Genomic DNA, 21,339 nt, shown 5'->3' with positions numbered 1-21,339 from the left:
TCACTCTCCTTATGCCTTGCTCTGTTCGAAGTGGTACTTGCCCGTCTTCAGGCTGCTGGGGCCCAGGCGCGCATACTTGAACATCAGGTACATCTCGATGATCAGCAGCACCGTGTAGAACAGGAAGATCCCGATCAGAGAGAACCAGATCTCGGACGCAGGAATGTTGGATGCGGAGACGTAGGTCGGCAGCATCTCGGCGATGGTCCAGGGTTGACGACCATACTCGGCGACAAACCAGCCCGCCTCGATGGCGATCCAGGGCAGCGGGATGCCCCACAGCAGCGCCTTGAGCAGCCACTTGCGCTCGCCGATCTTGTGGCGGGTGCTGTCATAGAAGGCCAGACCGATCAGCACCAGCATCAGGATGCCGCAGGCGACCATGATACGGAAGGCGAAGAACAGCGGCAGCACCTGCGGGATGGAATCATCCACGGCGGCCTTGATCTGCTCGTCGGTGGCGTCGGTCACGTTCGGGGTGTAGCGCTTGAGCAGCAGGCCGTAGCCCAGATCCTGCTTCACTTCGTCGAAGCGGGCGCGGGTATCCTCGGACTTGTCACCGGATTGCAGCTTGGTCAGCAGCTCGTAGGCGGTCATGCCGTTGCGCACGCGCAGTTCGTGCTCGCTCTTCAGATCCTTGAGGCCGGTCACCTGGCCGTCCAGGGAACGGGTGGCGATGATGCCAAGGGCATAGGGGATCTTGATGGCGTAGTCGGTGCGCATCTCCTCCTGGTTCGGGATACCGAACAGGGTGAAGGAGGCCGGCGCCGGCTCGGTGTTCCATTCGGCCTCGATGGCCGCCAGTTTCACCTTCTGCACCTCGCCGGTCTCGTAACCGGACTCGTCGCCCAGCACCAGCACGGAGAGGATGGAGGCCATGCCGAACGCCGCCGCGATGGCGAAGGAGCGACGGGCAAAGGCCACGTCACGGTGCTTCAGCAGGTAGTAGGAAGAGATGCCCAGCACGAACATGGCGCCCGTGGTGTAGCCTGCCGCGACCGTGTGGACGAACTTGACCTGAGCGACCGGGTTGAACACCAGGTCGGCGAAGCTCACCATCTCCATGCGCATGGATTCGAAGTTGAACTCGGCACCCACCGGGTTCTGCATCCAGCCGTTGGCGACCAGGATCCAGAGGGCGGAGAGGTTGGTCCCGAGTGCCATCAGCCAGGTGGCGGCCAGGTGCTGGCGCTTGCTGAGGCGATCCCAACCGAAGAAGAACATGCCGACGAAGGTGGACTCCAGGAAGAAGGCCATCAGCCCTTCGATGGCCAGCGGGGCCCCGAAGATGTCGCCGACATAGTGGGAGTAGTAGGCCCAGTTGGTACCGAACTGAAACTCCATGGTGAGCCCTGTGGTGACCCCCAGGGCAAAGTTGATCCCGAACAACTTGCCCCAGAACTTGGTCATGTCCCGGTAGACAGTGTTGTTGGTCATCACATAGACGGACTCCATGATCGCCAGGATGAAGGCCATCCCCAGCGTCAGGGGTACAAACAGGAAGTGATAAAGGGCCGTCGCGGCAAATTGGAACCGCGATAGGTCTACCACATGCTCAGCAATCATGATGTTTCCTCACCGATTATTGGCACGGCTATTTTGAGTTTTAAGGACAAAGCTTCCATTGGAAGTCCCCGAACGGTCGGTCACGCCGTCGGCGGTCTGACCGGATTCGACTGCCACCACATTAACAACAAGGCAATATACGAGAACAAAAAAAGCTAATGTTTAACATCTTTCAAACAATAACTATGGTTCTATTCCCGCCTATAATGATCGCTGTTTTATATCACCTTTATTTGATTGAAATCAATGTAAAACCACCGCCAATACATGCCTTTTCAAGGCAACTTACGAGCCAATTCATATTAATTGTGCGAACCGCATCACAAAAAACACACGAACATAAATTATTGATTTAAATCAATTTTATAAAGAAACAAAATAGTTTCAATTCTGTTAATCAAATAGTGAAAGCCATAAAAATCGCGCTCATTATTCCATTATTTAAAAAATGACGCGGCTCATCATAAAAGCAATTTAAAACCAGTAAAAACACATGTTTATGCGTATATCCCGCCCCAGTGAAATCATTACTTTATCTAATCGAAAGCCCATAGATTTTCTTGTTTGTTCCTCCCGGCAAGAGCTCCTACAATGCGCCTCGCAGTGAGGGCATACCTCTGGATACAGGCCGGTCATTCCGGGTTCCCGGTACGTATTCGATGAACATTTCGAACCTGTTTGTTGGGATTAATGATGAAAAAGTTTGTTGCCAAGACCATCCGTTACTACAAGCTTTCTTTCGTTCAACTCTATCAAATGAACCGACTCTGAGGCCTCGCGACGGCTCCTTTGTTTTTTCCCGACCGGCCTGCAGACGCCCTCACAGTCTGTGAACATCCATCCTGAATTGTCTTTGCCCACCGCATCCGCCGTGGGCTTTTTTTTACACGCACAACAAAAAACCGCCTCGAGGGCGGTTTTTTCGTTCACATCGCGGCGCTTACTGCTCTGCCGGCCGTTCCAGGCCGAAGTGCGCATAGGCTCTCTGGGTCGCGATCCGCCCTCTGGGTGTACGTTGCAGATAGCCTTGCTGGATCAGATAGGGTTCCAGCACATCCTCGATGGTGTCCTTCTCCTCGCCGATGGCGGCGGCCAGGTTGTCGAGTCCCACGGGCCCCCCCATAAACTTGTCGATGACGGCCAACAATAGCTTGCGATCCATGAAGTCGAAACCCTCGTTGTCCACGTCCAGCATGTCCATGGCGCGGGCCGCAATGGGTCCGTCAATCCGCCCGTCGGACTTCACCTGGGCGAAATCCCGCACCCGTCTTAACAATCGGTTAGCAATGCGCGGCGTGCCCCGGGAGCGGCGCGCCACCTCCAGCGCCCCGTCGCTCGACATGTCGAGGCCGAGACAGCGGGCGCTGCGGGAAACGATGTCGGTGAGGTCCTTGACGTTGTAGAACTCCAGCCGCTGGACGATGCCGAAGCGATCCCGTAGCGGGCTGGTCAGGGAACCGGCCCGGGTGGTGGCGCCGATCAGGGTGAAGGGGGGCAGGTCGAGCTTGATGGAGCGGGCGGCGGGCCCCTCCCCTATCATGATGTCGAGCTGGTAGTCCTCCATGGCCGGGTAGAGCACCTCTTCCACCACCGGGCTCAGGCGGTGGATCTCGTCGATGAAGAGCACATCGTTCGGCTCCAGGTTGGTGAGCAGGGCGGCGAGATCGCCGGCCTTCTCCAGCACGGGGCCCGAGGTGGTCTTGATGTTGACCCCCATCTCGTTGGCGACGATGTTGGCCAGCGTGGTCTTGCCGAGGCCGGGCGGACCGAAGATCAGCAGGTGATCGAGGGCTTCCCCACGCTGGCGGGCCGCCTCGATGAAGATCTCCATCTGGTCGCAGACGTGATCCTGCCCGGTGTAATCGGCCAGTTTCCTGGGCCGGATGGCCCGATCGATGATCTCGTCCTCGCGGGCAGCCCCCGCCGAGATGAGACGATCCGCTTCAATCATGGGCTACCTCACGCGCTGCATCCCTGCTCGCACCGGCGCGCGGCAGGGGGTGATCCGCTCTGTTCATGGTCACACTCACACCAGGCTGCGCAGGGATTCGCGGATGATGGCCTCGACCGACATCCCCTCGACCGCCACCTTGGTGACGATCTGGCTCGCCTGCTGCGGCTTGTAGCCGAGCGCCACCAGGGCGCTGGCCGCCTCCTCGCTCGCATCGGGGGCGCGCAGCGGGCTCTCCTTGGCAGGCAGGGCGATCTCGGCCGGGGAGAAGAGATCGTGGCTGACCCAGCCCTTGAGCCTGTCCTTCATCTCCACCACCAGCCGCTCGGCGGTCTTCTTGCCCACCCCGGGCAGCTTGACCAGAGAGCTTATCTCCTCGCGCTCGACACTCATCACGAACTGGGTGGCCGTCATGCCGGAGAGGATCGCCAGCGCCAGCTTGGGGCCGACCCCGTTGGTCTTGATCAGCTCGCGAAACAGCGCCCGCTCCTGCTTGTGATTGAAGCCATACAGCAACTGGGCATCTTCCCGCACCACGAAGTGGGTGTGGATCACCGCCTCCTTCCCCAGTTCCGGCAGATCATAGAAGCAGCTCATGGGCATGTGCACCTCGTACCCCAGACCCCCCACTTCGATCAGGACCTCGGGGGGTTGCTTCTCGATGATGACGCCTCTCAAGCGACCGATCATGTTCTCTTCCTCGCCACGCAGACTCTTTCCAAATTGGCCACTAGCATAAAGAATAACTGGATAAGTATCCAGCATAGGCCGCCCTCGGCCTCGCCCTCACCAGACTGAATTTAGCCCTTGGGCCACGAGGCTCGGCCTGTTAAAATTCCGCACTTGAAATTTTCCAGGGCCAAGCCGCCCGAACTAGCGAAGGTCTACCGCGATGCGTACCAGCCAATATCTGCTTTCCACTCTCAAGGAAACCCCCTCCGACGCAGAGGTCATCAGCCACCAGCTGATGCTGCGCGCCGGCATGATCCGCAAACTCGCCTCCGGCATGTACGCCTGGCTGCCGACCGGCCTGCGGGTGCTGAAGAAGATCGAGAACATTGTTCGCGAAGAGATGAACAATGCTGGTGCCATCGAAGTCTCCATGCCGGTGGTACAGCCCGCCGAGCTGTGGCAGGAGTCCGGCCGCTGGGATGACTACGGTCCCGAGCTGTGCCGCCTGACCGACCGCCACAACCGTCCCTTCGTGCTGGGCCCGACCCACGAAGAGGTGATCACCGCCCTGGTGCGCTACGAGGTGAACAGCTACAAGCAGCTGCCGCTGAACCTCTACCAGATCCAGACCAAGTTCCGCGACGAAGTGCGCCCCCGCTTCGGCGTGATGCGCGGCCGCGAGTTCCTGATGAAGGACGCCTACTCCTTCCACATCGACAAGGACTCTCTGGTCGAGACCTACGAGAAGATGCACGCCGCCTACTGCGCCGCCTTCACCCGCATGGGCCTGAACTTCCGCCCGGTACAGGCCGATACCGGCTCCATCGGCGGCACCGGCTCCCACGAATTCCAGGTGCTGGCCGAGAGCGGTGAGGATCTGATCGCCTTCTCCGACAGCTCCGACTACGCCGCCAACATCGAGATGGCCGAGGCGCTGGCACCGGCGGGCGAGCGTCCTGCCGCGACCAAGGCCCTGGCCAAGGTGGCCACCCCGGCCGTGCACACCATCGATGAAGTGGCCGCCTTCCTGGCCGTGGCTCCGGCCGCCATCGCCAAGACCCTGCTGGTACTGGCAGAGGAAGATGAGCACGGCAAGCAGGCGGTCATCGCCCTGGTACTGCGTGGCGACCACGAGCTGAACGAAATCAAGGCCGAGAAGCTCTCTGGCGTTGCCAACCCGCTGACCTTCGCCAACGACGAGCAGATCAAAGCTGCCGCCGGTTGCGACGCAGGCTCCATCGGCCCGGTCGGCTTTGCCGGTCGCATCATCGTCGATCGCAGCGCCGCCCACCTGGCGGACTTCGTCTGCGGCGCCAACGAGACCGGCTTCCACCTGACCGGCGCGAACTGGGATCGCGACATCGCCGCTTACGAGGTTGCCGATCTGCGCAACGTGGTGGAGGGCGACCCCAGCCCCTGCGGCCAGGGCAAGCTGCTGCTCAAGCGCGGTATCGAAGTGGGCCACATCTTCCAGCTGGGGACCAAGTACTCCGAAGCCATGAAGGCGAGCGTGCTGAACGAAGCAGGCAAGTCCGTCACCATGGAGATGGGTTGCTACGGTATCGGGGTCTCCCGTCTGGTGGCCGCCGCCATCGAGCAGAACAACGACCAGTACGGCATCATCTGGCCGGAAGCCATCGCCCCGTTCGAAGTGGCCATCGTCCCCATGAACATGCACAAGTCCGAGCGCGTGGCCGAGCAGGCACAGCAGTTCTACGCCGAGCTGAAGGCCGCCGGTGTGGATGTGCTGTTCGATGACCGCAAGGAGCGCCCGGGCGTGATGTTCGCCGACATGGAGCTGCTGGGGATCCCCCACGCCATCGTCATCGGCGACCGCGGCCTCGACAATGGCGTGGTGGAGTACAAGTGCCGCCGCACCGGCGAGAAGCAGGAAGTGGCGATCAGCGAGATCATCGCCCTGCTCAAGGGCAAGCTGGGTCGCTGATAACGCCGACACCGCCTTTCGCTTTTCATAGGAAAGCCCCGAGTGCCACGGCACTCGGGGCTTTTTATATGGCTCTCAGCCATGATGCACAAAAATGCGCCTCCAGCGTGAACCATTGAGATAACTGTATTGCCCTGTACACGGCACGGCTGATTTCCTAGACTGGCGCTCTTTACCCAGCTTGCCCGAGAAGTCATGTCCATCGCCTCAGCCAATACCGTTGTCGTGCTCGACTTCGAGACCACAGGGCTTTCACCCGGACAAGGGGATAGAGCCATCGAGATCGGTGCCGTCAGAATCAAGGATGGCCATATCAGCGAACGTTTCTCGGCATTGATGAATCCGGGCTTCAACGTGAGCAGCTTCATCGAGCAATATACCGGGATCAGCAATGCCATGCTGAAACAGGCCCCCCCTGCAACGAGGTGATGGCGGATTTCGTCGACTTTATCGGTGATGACAATCTGGTCGCCCACAACGCCTCCTTCGACAAGCGCTTTCTGGATGCGGAACTAGAGCGATTGCCGGCGCAATACCGCGGGCAGTTCGCCTGCTCCCTGCTGCTGTCGAGGCGCCTGTTTCCCGATGCCCCGGATCACAAGCTGGGTACCCTGGTGCAATACCGGTGCCTGCCCAATGACGGGGTGTTTCACCGCGCCCTGGCGGATGCCGAGGTGACGGCCCACCTCTGGCTTGCCTTGTTGGAAGAGCTGGCGTGTCGACATGGCATTATCGACCCGGATTTTGAATTGCTGCTGACCCTTGGCAAGAAGCCAAAACCGGTGATCCCATCCTTCCTGCGGGAATATGCGGCTCGGAAATAACATGTGCCGACATGCATCATCAATCATTCATGCCATGTCGGCATTAATTTTACCCGCCTTCAAATCCATGATGGACCGGCGTAAAGACAGGCAGGCAAGAAGATAATTTAGCACTGCACAGCAATGAAAAAAGCGCGCCAAATGGCGCGCTTTTTGTTTCCTTGTCATCTGGCGACAGGGCCGGCTCACGGCGCCTCAGCCATTGCGACCGATAAAGAGATCGGTCACATGGCAGCTGCTGCGCGCCTCCAGGGCGTCCAGCATGTAGGCCGCCGCGTCTTCCGGAGTCATGAAGCCGCTCGGGTCCACGTGATCCGAGTTCTCCCAGAATTCGCTGCGGATCCCGCTCGGATAGAGGTTCACCAGCCGCAGGGGCGAGCCCTTGAGCTCGGCCCGCAGGGACTCCAGAAAGCCCCGCATCCCCCACTTGGAGGCGCAGTAGAGGCTCTCGTTGGCCTTGCCGGCCTGGGCCGCCGAGGAGAGCACATTGGCCAGCACGCCGCCCTTTTCGCCGATGAGACGCACGGTCTGCTGGGCCACCAGTATGGTGGAGACGAGGTTGCTCTCCACCACCCGGCGGATCTGCTCGGCGGTATAGACGCCCACCGGGCCGAACTCGCCGACACCGGCGCAGTGCAGCACCAGATCGGGCAGGCCGCCCCACTCCACCGCGGCGGCAAAGGCGACGTCCACCTCTTCGTGGTGCGCGAGATCGGCGGCGATGCCGACCACGGCGCTGCCGAGGCGCAGCTCCTGCTCCTGCAGTTTCTGGTAGCGGCGACCCATCATGGAGACGCGATGGCCGCGCTCAACCAGCCCTATGGTCAGTGCACGCCCGAGCCCGGAGCCCGCGCCAGTCACTATGATATGGCCCATCTTCTCTCCTCATCAGAGCCAGCCATCACTTAGCCGTGATGCGCCGCCCGGGGCGTCAGATCAGAAGGTGAACTCGCCACCGATGAACCAGCCGTCGATGGTCTGGTCGACACGGTCGAAGTCCATCTCGGCCTCACGCCAGCCGGCACGGATCTTGAGCGGCACGGTGGAGAACTTGTAGGAACCGCCCAGACGGTAGTCGTAGTTGTCGGCATCCTGCACGCGCATGTCGCCGAAGGCCGCAAAGCCCGTCCCCGGGATGCGCACTTCACCGCCGGTGTAGGCCATCAGCACGTCCTTGTCATAGGAGTAGTGCTGGGTGTTGAAATCGCCGTCGTAACGACGACCGGTCAGACCCAGATCGATCTGGAACAGGTCGTTGTTGAACAGGCGATAGTAGAGGCTCAGATCATAGGCCAGCAGATCGTTGTTGAAGGCGCCGCCGCTGCTGCTGAAGTCGGACATCTCGAACTTGGCGTTGGGCAGCAGCAGAATGCCGTGCTCCAGTTGCAGGTAGCCGCTCCAGTTGTAGTTCTCGTCATAGCTGCCAGCACTCACACCGCTGACCTGGCCGCTGCCCTGGGCATTCCACAGATCGGCACCCGCGGCAAACCGCCAGTCATCGGCGGCGGTGGCAGCGTGGCTGAACAGGGCCAGTACACAACCGGCAATCAAGGTCTTCTTCATCATAAGGCTCCATCATGGACGGGAAAGGCCATCATTTTACCCGGAGTGCACGGAATACCTAGAGTAAAAAGCTGAACAAGCGTCCAGAAATGTCAGTGCTGCATGCCTTTCATCGGCTCGACGGGCTTCACCGGCAGGCTCAGGCCCAGGCTCTGGCCATCGTCCAGGGTCAGGGTCAGCGGGAAGGGGGTCCCCTGGGAGAGCTCGCGCACCTCGAACAGCATGATGTGCAGGCTGCCGGGCTTGAGGACGGCCTCCCCCCTGGCGGGGATCTCGATGCGCTCCACCTGGCGCATCTTCATCACCCCGTTCTCGTGCAGGTGGGTGTGCAGCTCGGCACGACCCGCCTCCGGGGAAGCCGCCGCCACCAGCGCCACCGGCTTGTCCCCATCGTTCTTGAGCACCATGAAGGCCGCCGTGTTCGGCGAGCCCGGGGGCAGCAGGCGCACATAGCCGTCGACGGCCTCGACCTTGGCCAGGGCCGGTGCGGCCAGGAGCAGGGCCAGGCTGGAGTAAAACGCACGTTTGAACATGGTTGAAATCCTTTTATGATGTTGTTAAACGAAGCGAAGCTTACCCCCTATGGCAAGCTTTTGGCAGCCCCGACAACAAGGATTCAGACATGCCCCTCACAATTCTGACCGAACAGCAGGATGGCCTGCTCATCCTGACCCTCAACCGGCCGGACAAGCGCAATGCCCTCAACACCGGGATGTATCAGGCCCTTGCCGACGCGCTGCGCCAGGCGACCCGGGACGAGCACGTGCATGCCCTGCTGCTGCAGGGACAGCCCGACTGCTTCACCGCCGGCAACGATCTCGCGGACTTCGTGGGGAAGGAGACCCTGGAGGCCGACGACCCCATACTGCAGTTCCTCCACACCCTGGCCGATTTTCCCAAGCCGGTGATCGCCGCCGTCGCGGGCCCGGCGGTGGGGATAGGCACCACCCTGCTGCTGCATTGCGATCTGGTCTATCTGGCGGACAACGCCCGCCTGCAACTGCCCTTCGTGGAGCTGGGGCTGGTGCCGGAGTTTGCCTCCAGCCTGCTGCTGCCCCGCGCCGTGGGCCATCTGAAGGCGGCGGAGCTGCTGTTGCTGGCCGACCCCATGGATGCCTCCGAGGCGCTGCGCCTGGGACTCGCCAACCGGGTGCTGCCAGCGTCCGAACTGCTCCCCTTCGCCCGGGAGCAGGGGGTGAGGCTGGCGGCCAAGCCGCCGAAGGCGCTGCAAAAGAGCAAGGCGCTGCTCAGGCAGGAGCTCAAGCAGGCGGTGCACTTCGTCATCGATCTGGAGGCGCGCGCCTTCTCCCAGGCCCTGCAGGGGGAGGAGGCCCAGCGCCGCATCGCCCACCGGCTCAGGCGCTGAGGCCAATCGCTAGTTCAGGCGAAAACGCCCGATCAGCTCGCAGCCCTGCACCTTGTCCTGCACCTGGATCAGTCGGGCGATCTCGGGGTTGGGGTGGCGCTTCAGGAAGGCGAGCAGGGCCGCGCGGCAGCAGCCCAGCTCGCTGATGAGGGATTCGCACGCCCGGTTGGGGCACTGGGGCACCAGGGCGGTGACCAGTTCGGAGGCGAGCTTGAGGTAGCGCAGCTCATAGGCGGGTTCGTCCATGGCGCGCCAGAAGTCGGCCATGCGGTGACAGGTGGCGACCCGCATGCTGGCCAGCTCGTCCAGATCCCCGGACGTCAGTTCATACACCTCGCCCAGGGCCTGCTGATAGAGGCAGATGGCCGTGCCAAGTGCCCCCATGTCCAGGGCGTTTTCCGCCTCCAGCATGTAACGTTGCCAGTGTTGATTCGCCATCTTCCTCTCCTCTGCCGACACGAGTGGAACCTGTATCATGGCCAATCGAGAATAAATATCAACCCGAGCCTTTGTGCAGGATCCCTCAGCCCGCCGCTCTTGGCTGGTTGACGCGACACTGTTTGCCGGGATAACCGGGCAGGGTGCCGGCCTTGGCGCCGCAGGCCAGGCGCTTGGCCTCGGCGAGGCGCTCCGCGAGGTTGGCCTCGTTGACCGGCTGCCAGCCCATCTGCTGGCCGAGCCAGCTGGCCCAGGCGAACTCGACGAAATAGACCTGCTCCCCCTTGCTGAAGTAGCCCGCATCCTGCAGCAGCCCCGCCAGGGTGCGGTAGGGGTAGTCCGGCAGATCCCCGATGTGCCGGGGCAGCTGCTCCGGGGTCAGGGGCCGGCCCCGTTCATCCTTGAGCCAGGCCCAGTGGTTGTTCTGCATCTGGCTCCAGAAGTTGGCCCTGTCCTGCAGCCGGGCGATCACCTTGACCCTGGCCTGCTTCACCCCCTGTTGCCACAGCGCCTTGGTCAGGTGGTGCCTGTCCACCAGCCAGTAGCCGCCATCGGGGGCAATCACTATGGGGATCTCTTTCTTTTTCATCAACTTGTCGAGCTGCTTCTCGCTCTTGTCCGCCAGCTCCTGCGCCGTGGCGTCCACCTGGAGCTGGCCCACCCCGCCCTGGGTCGGATGAAGCTGGTCGATGCGCACCTCGCACCAGCTCCCCACCGGGCTCTCCTTCTCGCACGGGGCCAGCGCCCAGGCCCCCTGGCTCAGCACACAGGCCAACAAGATCCATGCTCTCATCACTCTCTCCTCCTCGCGCTCCAGACGGGCCCACGTTGACAGCCGCCCCGGATATCATGGGACTCACTCTGGCGGTCTGACCAGCAAAGGGGATATCATGATTTCCCGTCTGCCGGCGATGCATTCTCGCCGACTTTTCTCCCCGCTTCACACAATTTGAAGGATTCGCCATGAAAGGATGGAGCCCCCTGCTGGCCCTGCTGGGTTGCGTCAGTGTCCAGGCCGCCGATGTACCGCCCGGCACTGAACTCGCCGCCGAACAGGCGGTCGTGCGTCATCTCAAGGATGAGCCGGCCAGCCTGAGCCCCCTCAAGCTGGTCGGCCTGCCGGAGCTGCAGGTGCTCAGGGATCTCTACGAGGGGTTGCTGACCCAGGGGCCGGACGGCAAGGTGCTGCCCGGGGTGGCCGCCCGCTGGGAGAACAGGGGCAACCGGCAGTTCACATTCCACCTGAGGCCCGATGCCCGCTGGTCCAACGGGGATCCCGTGCGCGCCGCCGACTTCGTCTACGGCTGGCGCAAACTGGTCGATCCGAAAGAAGCCGCCACCTTCGCCTGGTTCGCCCAGCTTGCCCGCTTCGACAAGGTGGACGACATCGTAGCCGGCAAGCTGGCCCCCGAGGCGCTAGGGGTGAAGGCCCTCGACGAGCATACCCTGCAGGTGACCCTCTCCCAGCCGGTGCCCTACTTCCTGAGCCTGCTGACCCACCCCAGCCTGTCGCCGCTGCACAAGGCCAGCATGGAACAATACGGCAGCCAGTGGACCCAGCCCGGCAAGCTGGTGGGCAACGGCGCCTTCGTGCTGAGTCACCGGGTGGTGAACGAGAAGCTGGAGCTGACCCCGAACCCCTACTACTGGGATCGCGCCCATACCGTGTTGACCAAGGTTACCTTCGTCCCCATCAACCAGGAGAGCGCGGCCACCCTCCGCTACCTGGCCGGGGATCTGCACATCACCGAGTCCTTCCCCAAGGAGCAGTATCACAAGCTGATGCAGCAGATCCCGGGCGAGGTCCATACCCCGGATCAGCTCGGCACCTACTACTACGCCTTCAACACCCAACGCCCGCCTCTTGACGATGTGCGGGTGCGCAAGGCGCTCTCCTACACCATCGATCGGGGCCTGATTGCCGACAAGGTGCTGGGGACAGGTGAGAAGCCCGCCTACCACTTCACCCCGGACGTGACCGCCGGCTTCGCGCCCAAGCCCAACCTGATCTCCACCCGCAGCCAGCAGGCGCTCGACGAGCAGGCCAGGGCGCTGCTCAAGGAGGCCGGTTACGGCCCGGACAAGCCCCTCCAGCTGACCCTGCTGTACAACACGGCGGAGATCCACAAGAAGATGGCGCTGGCCATCGCCAACCTGTGGAAGCAGAAGCTGGGGGCCAGGGTCGAGCTCACCAACCAGGAGTGGAAGAGCTACCTCGACAGCCGCCAGAGCGGCCAGTTCGAGGTGATCCGCTCCTCCTGGGTGGCCGATTACAACGACCCGTCCGCCTTCCTCGGCCTCTGGGGATCCGGCCACAGCGGCAATATGGCCCGTTTCGCGAACCCCCATTACGACACCCTGCTGACCAGGGCGGCCGCCAGCCAGGATCCCGCCGAGCGCGGCCGCCTGTTCGACGAGGCCGAAGCCATACTGCAGGAGGAGGCCCCCATCGCCCCCATCTACCAGTACACCAATGCCCGGCTCATCAAGCCCTGGCTCAAGGGCTATCCCATCAACAACCCGGAAGACGTGGCCTACAGCCGCCAGCTCTACCTCGTCAAGCACTGAGCAATCGAGGGGCCAGCCTGTCTGGCCCCCTCCTGGCACTGTTCCCGTTCAAGTTCCCGGCATAGAATGCCGCTTCTCTTCGTCCATCAGCCCGTTGATTCGATCGCCCTATGCGTTGTCTGCCCCTGATTGCCCTGTTGATCGCCCTCCCCGCCCAGGCCGCCAGTGAAACCGAGTGCCGCCAGGCCTTCCTCGAATGGATGCTGGACCAGCAGAAGCAGTTCAGCGATCGCAAGGCCAGCAAGATGGAGCGGCGCAACGCCGAGCGAGCCATCGATCGGGCTCGCGAGGCCTTCGCCAAACAGGAGAGTTTCTGCCAGGCCATGGCCTGGGTCGACGGGGATTCGGGCCGGGATCCCCGCTTCAAGCCGAGAACGGGGGAGATCCACGACTTCACCCCCCGAAGCTGATCCCGCCGCGCAGGCCCGCCGTCTACGACTTTTTTCAGTCTTCATCCCGTGGATTTGTTGACCCAAGCCAAGGTGGTGTCACACCCCGCATCTACAATGACGCCGTAACAGTCACAAAAAATAAAAACAAATTTATCAGTTACTTGGCTCATTCAGGATGCGCACATGACCACAAACCCACAAGAGGGGGAGATCCGTTTCCCCGATTACATCTCGCTGATTTCGACCACGGATCCCAGCAGTCACATCACCTACGCCAACCAGCATTTCTGCGACGTGGCCGGCTACAGCGCCGCCGAGATGGAGGGGGTGCCCCACAACCTGGTGCGCCACCCCGACATGCCCAAGGCCGCCTTCGCCGACATGTGGCGCCGGCTGCAGCAGGGCAAGAGCTGGATGGGACTGGTGAAGAACCGCACCAAGAGCGGCCAGTTCTACTGGGTCAATGCCTATGTCACCCCCATCCTCAACGAACGGCGGCAGATCATCGAATACCAGTCGGTCCGCACCCGTCCGCAGGATCACGACATCGCCTGGGCGGAGCAGCTCTATGCCCGGATCCGCGCCGGCAGGGCGCTGCCCTGGCTCAGCCGCCTCACCCTGGAGCCGGGACAGCTCACCCTGCTGCTGTGCGGGCTGGCCCTGGCGGGCATGGGGGCCGCCCTGGTGACGGGCCAGGCCGGATGGGGCGCCATCACCCTGCTCTGCCTGCTGGCCCAGATGGGACATGGTTGCCACCAGCAGCGGCGGCTGGCCCGGCTGCTGGCCATGGCCGGCGAGGAGCTGGGCACGCCCCTGTGCCAGGTTCTCTACGCCCGGCGGCAGGACGGTCTGGGGGCCCTCGAGCTGCTGCTGCGCATGAAGAAGGCCGAGCTCAGGGCCGTGGTGGGGCGCAGCGCCGACACCAACCAGCAGATCCTGCAGGCGGCGGAGGATGACAGGGGCCATATCCAGACCATAGACACCCACCTGCAACAGCAGCGGGCCCAGAGCGAGCAGCTGGCGGCGGCCATCACCGAGATGAGCCACTCCATTCGCGACGTGGCCGACAACGCCCACCAGGCCAACGCCCTGGTGAGCGAGGTGCAGCAGGTGTCTGAAAGCGGCCGGCAGGCGCTCGCGACCACTCGCGCCTCGGTGAACCAGCTGCATCAGGAGCTGGATGCCAGTCAGGCGGTGCTGGCCCGCCTGAACCAGGACAGCCAGAAGATCAGCGGCATCCTGGAGGTCATCGGGCAGATCGCGGATCAGACCAATCTGCTCTCCCTCAATGCGGCCATCGAGGCGGCCCGGGCCGGCGAGCAGGGGCGCGGCTTTGCGGTGGTGGCCGACGAGATCCGGGCCCTGGCCCAGAAGACCCGCAGCTCCACCGGCGAGATCAGCGAGATGATAGGGGCGTTGCAGCAGAGCACCCGGCAGTTGTCAGATGGCATGGCCCAGGGGGCGCAGACCTCGGAACGCTGCCAGCAGCACATGGGGGCCACCGCCGAGGTGCTCGACCAGATCAACCAGATGCTGACTCGGGTGACCCACACCAGCGACGAGATAGCCCAGGCGGTCAGCCAGCAGGCGGATGTCACCAGCACCCTGGATCAGGGGATACAGCAGATCCATCAGCTGGCGAGCCACACTGCGGACAACAGCCGACAGGCGCTGGATGGCATCACCCTGCTGGTGGAGCGGCTGCAAAACCTCTCCCGCCTGATCACCCAGTTCCACGACTGAGATTGCCCTCCGTGTAGCCAGGCGCGTCTCCGGACGCGCTGCGATTTCTCCGCCACCACCCCTTGATGCCAGACACCGGCCCTACCCGGTTGTGCTCCCCTCCTCCGCTTCTCCTCCCCATATGGGGCCTTTCATACATTTGTAACAAAAATGTAAATGAGATTGCTCCAACGCCCGCCATAACAGTCACTTTCCATCGTGCCTCGACCAAAAGGACTTCATGATGCACAACGCTCTGAGCTATGCCGCCCTGCTGCTCGCCGGCGCCCTGCCGCTGCAGGCGCTGGCCGACACCGATGTCTACCTCACCAACAACAGCCCGGCCCCCCTGCAACTGACGGTCAGCCAAAGCGGCAGCGGCCAGCTGCAGGCAGGCAGCCAGTGGATTCAGCACAGGACGGAGCTGGGCCCCTGGGAAAGCGCCATGGTGCTCAGCTTCAATCGCTACGAGGGAGTACAGGCGGGCAAGCACTATCTGTTCGAAACCCGTGTCACCACCGCCGGCGGCGACACCTATCGCCTCAACCAGCGGATGGAGGGCACCTGGTGGAACAGCACCCTGCAGCACGGCGGCGAGACGCCGACCGCCAGCTCCGGCTGGCAGAACGATCGCGCCCTGCATCGCACCCGGGGACCGCAGGAGCTGGCCTTCGCCGCCAAGTTCACCGGCCGTTACGACGATCTGCACTACATGCTCACCCCACCACAACAGCGGGAGCAGCCGGAACCGGCAGAAGACAAGCTCAAGGTCGCCAGCTACAACGTCTGGGCCCTGCCGGTGATCGCCGCCAGCATAGGCGAGCGGCTGGCGCTGCTGCCCGATCATCTCAAGGGCTATGACGCCCTGCTGTTGCAGGAGGTGTTCGACGGCCGGCGCGAGGGCTTCCTGCAGGCACTGGCCAGGGAGTACACCTACCAGACCAAGGTGCTCGACAAGCCCGGGGTCAACATCCACGACGGCGGCGTGGTGATCGTCAGCCGCTACCCCATAGTGCGCGAGGCCCAGCTGGTCTATCCCCAGTGCACCGGCACCGACTGCTTCGCCGACAAGGGGGTGATGTACGCCGAGGTGATCAAGGGGGGCAAGGCCTGGCACCTGTTTGCCACCCACACCGCCAGCTTCGATACCGACGAGGCGCGCCGGCTGCGCCAGCTCCAGTTCGGCCAGATCCGCACCCTGGCCGCCAGCCTGAAGATCCCGGCCAGCGACACCGTCATCTACGGTGGCGACTTCAACGTCAACAAGCGCAAGTTCGCCGACGACTACGCCGGCATGCTGGCCAACCTCAACGCCCATGAGCCCGCCTATGGCGGCTACACCGAGGCCACCTTCGATCCCAGGATCAACCCCTACGCCGGCGGTCCGCTCTCCGGCGGTGCCAACGTCGAGTATCTGGACTATCTGATGGTGAGCCGGGAGTACGGGGCCGTCAGCCACAACCTCAACAGCGTCTGGATCCCGCGCAGCAGCGATGGCAGCCTCTGGCCCGCCAGCAACCTCTCCGATCACTTCCCGGTCAAGGGAGAGATCAGCCGATGAAGCGCCGTTACGGGTTCCTGGCCCTGGCGGTGCTGGCGGTGTTGCTGCTCCACCTCGGCTGGCAGGAGGCGCCCGAGCGGCCGGCGCTCACCAGCCAGAGCGCTCAGCCAGCCGCCGAGTCACCGCAGACACAGCCGCCACTGGCCCCCGTCACCGGCCCGATTGTCGCTACCTCCGTGCCAGCCGGCCCAGCACAGGCCCCTGCCAGCTGGCGCGATCTGCCGGACGAGATGAATCGGCAGCTCGCCAGCGAGGTCAGCGACAGCGAGCAGCCGCTGGCCGAGCGGCTCGCCAATCTGGAGGCGATAGAGGCCCAATGGCTGAGCGAGGGGGAGAGCCTGTTTCGACTGCAGGGGCGCTACGCCCTGGCACTCGAGCAGCTGGCGCAGGAGAGCGAGCAGCTAACCCTGACCGAGCGGCTGACGGCCCTCAGCCGGCTGCAGGATGAGTGGGCGGCGGATCATCCGGATCTGGCGGCGGATCTGTTCAACCCGGATGCCCGCTTGCAGCAGGCGCGCCAGTTGTGGGGGGACGAGGAGCTGGCGACCCTGGCCCGCCACTTCCTGCCGGCCGGGCAGGCCGAGGCGACCGTGCAGTTTGCCGCCAGCCGGCAACAGCAGCTGGCGCAGCGCAGCCACTATCAGCAGCAGCTGACCGAGCTGGAGCAGCAACTGGCGGCCAGCCGGGGCAACATGGACGAGGCCAGCTGGCAACAGCACAGGGAGGTGGTGCTCGGGCAGTTTAGGCGCGACTTCTTCGCACAGGAGCAGGGCCGGCCCTGAACCGGCGACGGCCTGGGGAGTCTGATCGCCACAAGAGAAAGGGCCCGTCAGGGCCCTTGATGTTTGCCGGGTCATCAGGCCAGCGGATAGCTGGCCGCCAGCCCGTTCTCGCAGTGCCAGTTGGCCCACAGCTTGCTGTCGCTGCCCATCTGCAGGGTGGCGAAGTTGCGGGTGCGCAGATAGACGGGGGCGCCGAACGGCTTGATCAGCTCGGCGCGGATCAGCCGGCTCTCGTCGAGGTATTCGGGATCGTCGTTGGTCATGGCGAGGATCCCCGTCCATTGGAACTGGGTGGGGCAGGGATGCACTATGCCGGAGGAGACCAGTTGGTGCACATTCATCACCCCCTCCCGCTTGTCCTGGATCACCCCGAGGCAGCCCACGTGCACGTCGCCGGAGAGGATCAGGGTCTTGCAACCAGGATCCCGCTGGCGCCGGCTCTTGGCGTTGTCCAGCAGCCGCATGATGAGGCGGGCCCGCTCCCCCTCGTGTGACTTGGCGCGCCAGTGATCCTTGAGATCGTCGGTCAGCTCCTCCTCCCAGGGGGTCGCATCGAACGCCGCCTCGGTGAAGGAGAAGTCGCGATAGACCACGGGCACCCCGGTCATGACCAGCAGGTGCCCCTCGCCGCAATCGGCCAGCGCGTCGTTGATCTGATCCCACTGCTCCCGGCTCATCACCTGGCTCTGGGTGCGAGTCGCCCTGTTGTCCAGGGCCAGGATCTGGTAGTCCCGAAAACGCAGTCGCCAGGAGTGATGGGCCAGGTTCGCAGGATCCAGCAGGGAGGCATTGGCAGCGGAGCGCAGCTGGAACAGCCGGAAATACTTGGCGGCGGCGGCATAGATGGCCTGATAGACCTCGCAGCCCTGCAAGTCGGCGGGATAGCTGCCCCAGCCATCGAAGATGTCGTGATCGTCCCACATCATGACGCTCGGCACCCTGGCCAGCATGGCGGCCACCTCGGGGCGGCTCCACTGCCGGCAGTAGAGTTCGCAATAGAAGCGATCGAGCTGCTCCACCATGGTCCGGGTCGCCTTGCGTTTGACCTTCTCCACCCGATCCAGCTCGTTCCAGGCCTTGAGGCTGGGTACCGAGGTCCAGAGGGAGTCGGCATAGACCTGATCACCGCCCATCAGCAGAAGGGACAAGGGATGCTCCCTGTGCTCGGCGGCCAGCTTGTCCCACATCACATAGGGCTGGGGGGTGGAGGTGAGCAGCTTGAAGTCGGAGAAACCGTTGCAGGAGGCATACCCGATGCGCACCCGCTCCTCCCGCCCCGGCAGATGAAACTGCCACTGGCTGATCCCGGCCAGATCCCGGGCGGCCACACCGTCCAGCAGGATCTCGTAATCGACCGTGCTGGCCCGGGCCTCCGGGGTCGCCGACCAGACGGCGCGCCAGAACGCCCCTCTGGTGGTATCCGCCTGCTTGCTGGCGGTCAGCAGCCTGCCATTGATCCTGACGCTGGCCCCCTTGAAGCCCGCCACCGCCAGGAAACAGATGCTGTATTGTGTCTCAGATTCGAGCCCCAGCAGGGGCCCCATTACCAGGGTCGTCATCCGCTATCCTCCATGGTCCAGTCCATGGAGCATACCGAAACAGGCCTCCTTTGATACTGCCCAACCGGGCAGCGTCGCGCCTAGGCCTTGCCCTTGAACTGCCTGATGCTGCGCTTGCCCTGGGTGCGCCGGTTGGCCTGCTTGTCCCTGGGGGCCCGCTTGCCCTCCCCGCTCGCCGGCTGATCGGTCACCGGGAAGCCGTCGAGCGCCGCCAGCGGCAGGGCCCGCCCGGTCAGGGCCCGTATCGCCTCGAGCGCCCCGCCGTCGCCGTGGCAGGTGAGGGAGATGGCGAGCCCGCTGCGCCCGGCCCGGGCGGTACGGCCGATGCGGTGCACATACACGGGGGCATGGGCAGGCAGATCCAGGTTGATCACCAGGGGCAGCGCCTCCACGTGAATGCCCCGCGCCATCAGATCCGTGGCCACAAGCACCCGCACCCTGCCCGTCCTGAAGTCGGCCAGCGCCTGCTCCCGCACCGCCTGCTCCTTGTCCCCGTGCAGGGCCGCCACCGCAATGCCCGCCCTGGCGAGCTTCTTCGCCACTCCGTCCGCGTCGTCCCTGGCGCTGATGAAGACCAGCACCTGGGGCCAGTCGTGCGCCTTGAGCAGGGCGATCAGCGCCGGCACCTTGCTGCTCCTGTTGACCAGATAGAGCCGCTCCTCGATCTCGCTCACCAGGCTGTGGAGGGGCTCGGCCTCGATACGCGCCGGATCCCGCAACAGGCCGGTGGCCAAGCTCTCCAGCTCGGCGGGCAGGGTGGCCGAGAACAGCAGGGTCTGACGCTCGGCGGGCATCGCCTTTATCAGCCACTGGATGTCGGGCCAGAAGCCCATCTCCAGCAGGCGGTCCGCCTCGTCCAGCACCAGGCAGCGCAGCGCGCCCAGCCCCAGCACCTGCTGGGCCAGCAAGTCCCGCAGCCGCCCCGGCGTCGCCACCAGCAGTTGCGGCCCCAGGGCCAGCTCGGCCTGTTGCAGCTCCTGCGCCACGCCACCGCACAGGGTCAGGACCCGCAGCCCCAATCCTTCGGCCACCCCTTGCAGGGCGGCGCTCACCTGGCTGGCCAGCTCGCGGGTCGGCACCAGCACCAGTCCCTGCACCCGATCGGAGGCCGCGTCCAGCCGCTGCAGCAGCGGCAGGCCGAATGCCAGGGTCTTGCCGCTGCCGGTGCGGGCCAGGGCCAGCAGATCCCGGCCGGCCAGCGCCGCCGGTATGGCCAGGCGCTGGACGGGGGTGGGCGTGTGCAGGGTCGCGGGCAGGGCGGCCAGCAGGGGGGGAGCGAGGGAGAGTTCGTCAAAGGTCATGGGGCTACGCAGATAGAGGCTGAACGAGGATGTGGGGGCGAAGTCTAGCCAGAGCCGTCCCATAAGTAAAAGGATCGGGATATGCAATGAAAACGGCCTGCCCCGTGTGCACGGGGCAGGCCGTCAGGCAATCAGGAGAGGGCGCGAATTACAGGGCAGCCAGGGCGGCGGCGTAGTTCGGCTCGTCGGCGACTTCGGCCACCAGCTCGCTGTGCAGCACCTTGTCGTGCTCGTCCAGCACGACGATGGCACGGGCAGCCAGACCCACCAGCGGACCGGAGGAGAAGGCCACGCCATAGTCCTGCAGGAAGGAGACGCCGCGCAGGGTGGAGAGGTTCACCACCTTGTCCAGCCCCTCGGCGCCGCAGAAACGGGCCTGGGCGAACGGCAGGTCGGCGGAGATGCACAGCACCACGGCGTTGTTCAGGGCGCTGGCCTGCTCGTTGAACTTGCGCACCGAGGTGGCGCAGGTCGGGGTGTCGACGCTCGGGAAGATGTTCAGGATCTTGCGCTGACCGGCGAAGTTCGCCAGGGTCACATCGGACAGATCCTTGGCAACCAGGGAGAAGGGCTTGGCCTGCTCGCCGGCGACGGGGAAGTGACCGGAAACGGAGACAGGGTTGCCTTGCAGGGTGACGGTATTGCTCATGTTAGGTCCTTGATGATTGATGTGGGATCCAGGGTCCACAGTATAGGCCTGCCGGGCGGGGACAAACACCCGCTAACAAGAGGGATTTGCGCCCTGCTCCCGTCCCCCACGCTTTCCAGCCACGGGACTTGGGATCAGTCACCCGGACAAAGACCACAAACCGGGCTTGACCTTGGACTAAAGACCAAGGTTTACACTGGGCCCGCACATCGGGGATCCCGCAGGGGCGGGATCCACTCAAGAGGGACTCATCATGAGCAAATCCTGCTGCGGCCATTCCCATGCCGCCCCCATCAAGGGCATCGTCAAGGCCGCCCCCCACGAGCACCAGCACGACAGCCACTGCTGCGACAACGCCGCCCCGACCCAGGGTTGCCAGCGTCAGGCCTCCCGGGATCACCAGGAGCACGGCACAGGCGAATGTACCGGGGATGAGGATCCCCCCGCCGGGGCCAAAAGCCCGCCCCCTGCGCATCATGC

Annotated in this window: 19 protein-coding genes and 1 pseudogene; 9 read left to right on the top strand and 11 right to left on the bottom strand. The window is 63.7% G+C overall.

Going from position 1 to position 21,339, the window contains the following annotated elements:
• Positions 1–9: 9 nt before the first annotated feature.
• The 3 genes from BN1132_RS00435 to ruvA form a co-directional block, all read right to left on the bottom strand.
• Positions 10–1,566 carry a cytochrome ubiquinol oxidase subunit I gene (locus tag BN1132_RS00435; RefSeq protein WP_042074101.1) on the bottom strand — a complete coding sequence of 519 codons (1,557 nt, stop codon included), beginning with the start codon at positions 1,564–1,566 and terminating at the stop codon, positions 10–12.
• A 940-nt stretch (positions 1,567–2,506) separates the two neighbouring features.
• The gene (gene ruvB / locus BN1132_RS00430; protein WP_042074100.1) at positions 2,507–3,517 is read right to left on the bottom strand and encodes a Holliday junction branch migration DNA helicase RuvB; all 1,011 of its coding nucleotides are present in this window, start codon (positions 3,515–3,517) and stop codon (positions 2,507–2,509) included.
• 75 nt (positions 3,518–3,592) lie between these two features.
• Positions 3,593–4,207, bottom strand: a complete 615-nt coding sequence (gene ruvA / locus BN1132_RS00425; RefSeq protein ID WP_042074096.1) for a Holliday junction branch migration protein RuvA — start codon at positions 4,205–4,207, stop codon at positions 3,593–3,595.
• Positions 4,208–4,409: 202 nt separating this feature from the next.
• On the opposite strand from ruvA, the gene BN1132_RS00420 reads away from it, so the two are divergent.
• Complete coding sequence (locus BN1132_RS00420) at positions 4,410–6,134, top strand: proline--tRNA ligase (protein ID WP_042074093.1); 1,725 nt, start codon at positions 4,410–4,412, stop codon at positions 6,132–6,134.
• A gap of 195 nt (positions 6,135–6,329) precedes the next feature.
• Positions 6,330–6,958: pseudogene (locus BN1132_RS20485) on the top strand (3'-5' exonuclease).
• A 195-nt stretch (positions 6,959–7,153) separates the two neighbouring features.
• On the opposite strand, the gene BN1132_RS00410 reads toward BN1132_RS20485, so the two are convergent.
• The 3 genes from BN1132_RS00410 to BN1132_RS00400 form a co-directional block, all read right to left on the bottom strand.
• On the bottom strand, positions 7,154–7,834 hold the full coding sequence (locus BN1132_RS00410) for an SDR family oxidoreductase (protein WP_042074092.1): 681 nt from the start codon (positions 7,832–7,834) through the stop codon (positions 7,154–7,156).
• A 60-nt stretch (positions 7,835–7,894) separates the two neighbouring features.
• Complete coding sequence (locus tag BN1132_RS00405) at positions 7,895–8,521, bottom strand: TIGR04219 family outer membrane beta-barrel protein (protein WP_042074091.1); 627 nt, start codon at positions 8,519–8,521, stop codon at positions 7,895–7,897.
• Between the two features lie 92 nt (positions 8,522–8,613).
• On the bottom strand, positions 8,614–9,054 hold the full coding sequence (locus BN1132_RS00400; RefSeq protein WP_042074090.1) for a copper chaperone PCu(A)C: 441 nt from the start codon (positions 9,052–9,054) through the stop codon (positions 8,614–8,616).
• An 89-nt stretch (positions 9,055–9,143) separates the two neighbouring features.
• Here BN1132_RS00400 and BN1132_RS00395 point away from each other — a divergent pair, with 89 nt between their 5' ends.
• Positions 9,144–9,887 carry an enoyl-CoA hydratase-related protein gene (locus BN1132_RS00395; RefSeq protein WP_042074088.1) on the top strand — a complete coding sequence of 248 codons (744 nt, stop codon included), beginning with the start codon at positions 9,144–9,146 and terminating at the stop codon, positions 9,885–9,887.
• A gap of 9 nt (positions 9,888–9,896) precedes the next feature.
• Here the strand turns inward: BN1132_RS00395 and BN1132_RS00390 are convergent, their stop codons facing one another.
• Together BN1132_RS00390 and BN1132_RS00385 are read right to left on the bottom strand one after the other, a co-directional pair.
• A complete protein-coding gene (locus BN1132_RS00390; protein WP_042074087.1) occupies positions 9,897–10,325 on the bottom strand; it encodes a DUF2753 family protein in 429 nt (142 codons plus the stop codon).
• Positions 10,326–10,410: 85 nt separating this feature from the next.
• On the bottom strand, positions 10,411–11,118 hold the full coding sequence (locus tag BN1132_RS00385; RefSeq protein WP_042074086.1) for a ParB-like protein: 708 nt from the start codon (positions 11,116–11,118) through the stop codon (positions 10,411–10,413).
• A 170-nt stretch (positions 11,119–11,288) separates the two neighbouring features.
• Here BN1132_RS00385 and BN1132_RS00380 point away from each other — a divergent pair, with 170 nt between their 5' ends.
• The 5 genes from BN1132_RS00380 to BN1132_RS00360 all read left to right on the top strand — a co-directional run bounded on the left by BN1132_RS00380 (position 11,289) and on the right by BN1132_RS00360 (position 17,350).
• Positions 11,289–12,893, top strand: coding sequence for a peptide ABC transporter substrate-binding protein (locus BN1132_RS00380; protein ID WP_042074085.1), 1,605 nt, complete (start codon positions 11,289–11,291; stop codon positions 12,891–12,893).
• A gap of 110 nt (positions 12,894–13,003) precedes the next feature.
• Entirely contained in the window at positions 13,004–13,303 is a 300-nt protein-coding gene (locus BN1132_RS00375; protein WP_042074083.1) for a hypothetical protein, read from the top strand.
• 165 nt (positions 13,304–13,468) lie between these two features.
• On the top strand, positions 13,469–15,028 hold the full coding sequence (locus tag BN1132_RS00370) for a methyl-accepting chemotaxis protein (RefSeq protein ID WP_042074081.1): 1,560 nt from the start codon (positions 13,469–13,471) through the stop codon (positions 15,026–15,028).
• A 223-nt stretch (positions 15,029–15,251) separates the two neighbouring features.
• Positions 15,252–16,568 carry a sphingomyelin phosphodiesterase gene (locus BN1132_RS00365; RefSeq protein WP_042074079.1) on the top strand — a complete coding sequence of 439 codons (1,317 nt, stop codon included), beginning with the start codon at positions 15,252–15,254 and terminating at the stop codon, positions 16,566–16,568.
• Positions 16,565–17,350: a F0F1 ATP synthase subunit delta gene (locus tag BN1132_RS00360; RefSeq protein ID WP_042074078.1), complete on the top strand. Its 786-nt coding sequence runs from the start codon at positions 16,565–16,567 to the stop codon at positions 17,348–17,350. The genes BN1132_RS00365 and BN1132_RS00360 overlap by 4 nt, the downstream gene beginning before the upstream one ends.
• Before the next feature lie 74 nt (positions 17,351–17,424).
• On the opposite strand, the gene BN1132_RS00355 is transcribed toward BN1132_RS00360, so the two are convergent.
• The 3 genes from BN1132_RS00355 to tpx all read right to left on the bottom strand — a co-directional run bounded on the left by BN1132_RS00355 (position 17,425) and on the right by tpx (position 20,859).
• Positions 17,425–18,909, bottom strand: coding sequence for an alkaline phosphatase D family protein (locus BN1132_RS00355; RefSeq protein ID WP_042074076.1), 1,485 nt, complete (start codon positions 18,907–18,909; stop codon positions 17,425–17,427).
• Between the two features lie 80 nt (positions 18,910–18,989).
• A complete protein-coding gene (locus tag BN1132_RS00350; RefSeq protein WP_042074171.1) occupies positions 18,990–20,210 on the bottom strand; it encodes a DEAD/DEAH box helicase in 1,221 nt (406 codons plus the stop codon).
• A gap of 148 nt (positions 20,211–20,358) precedes the next feature.
• Positions 20,359–20,859, bottom strand: coding sequence for a thiol peroxidase (gene tpx / locus BN1132_RS00345; protein WP_042074074.1), 501 nt, complete (start codon positions 20,857–20,859; stop codon positions 20,359–20,361).
• 253 nt (positions 20,860–21,112) lie between these two features.
• Here tpx and BN1132_RS00340 point away from each other — a divergent pair.
• Positions 21,113–21,339, top strand: a 227-nt coding sequence (locus BN1132_RS00340; RefSeq protein WP_042074073.1) for a hypothetical protein, incomplete at its 3' end; no start/stop codon positions are given.

The sequence above is a fragment of the Aeromonas sanarellii genome, assembly GCF_000820085.1.
Lineage (GTDB): Bacteria > Pseudomonadota > Gammaproteobacteria > Enterobacterales > Aeromonadaceae > Aeromonas > Aeromonas sanarellii.
This window is presented reverse-complemented; position numbering and strand designations above follow the sequence as displayed.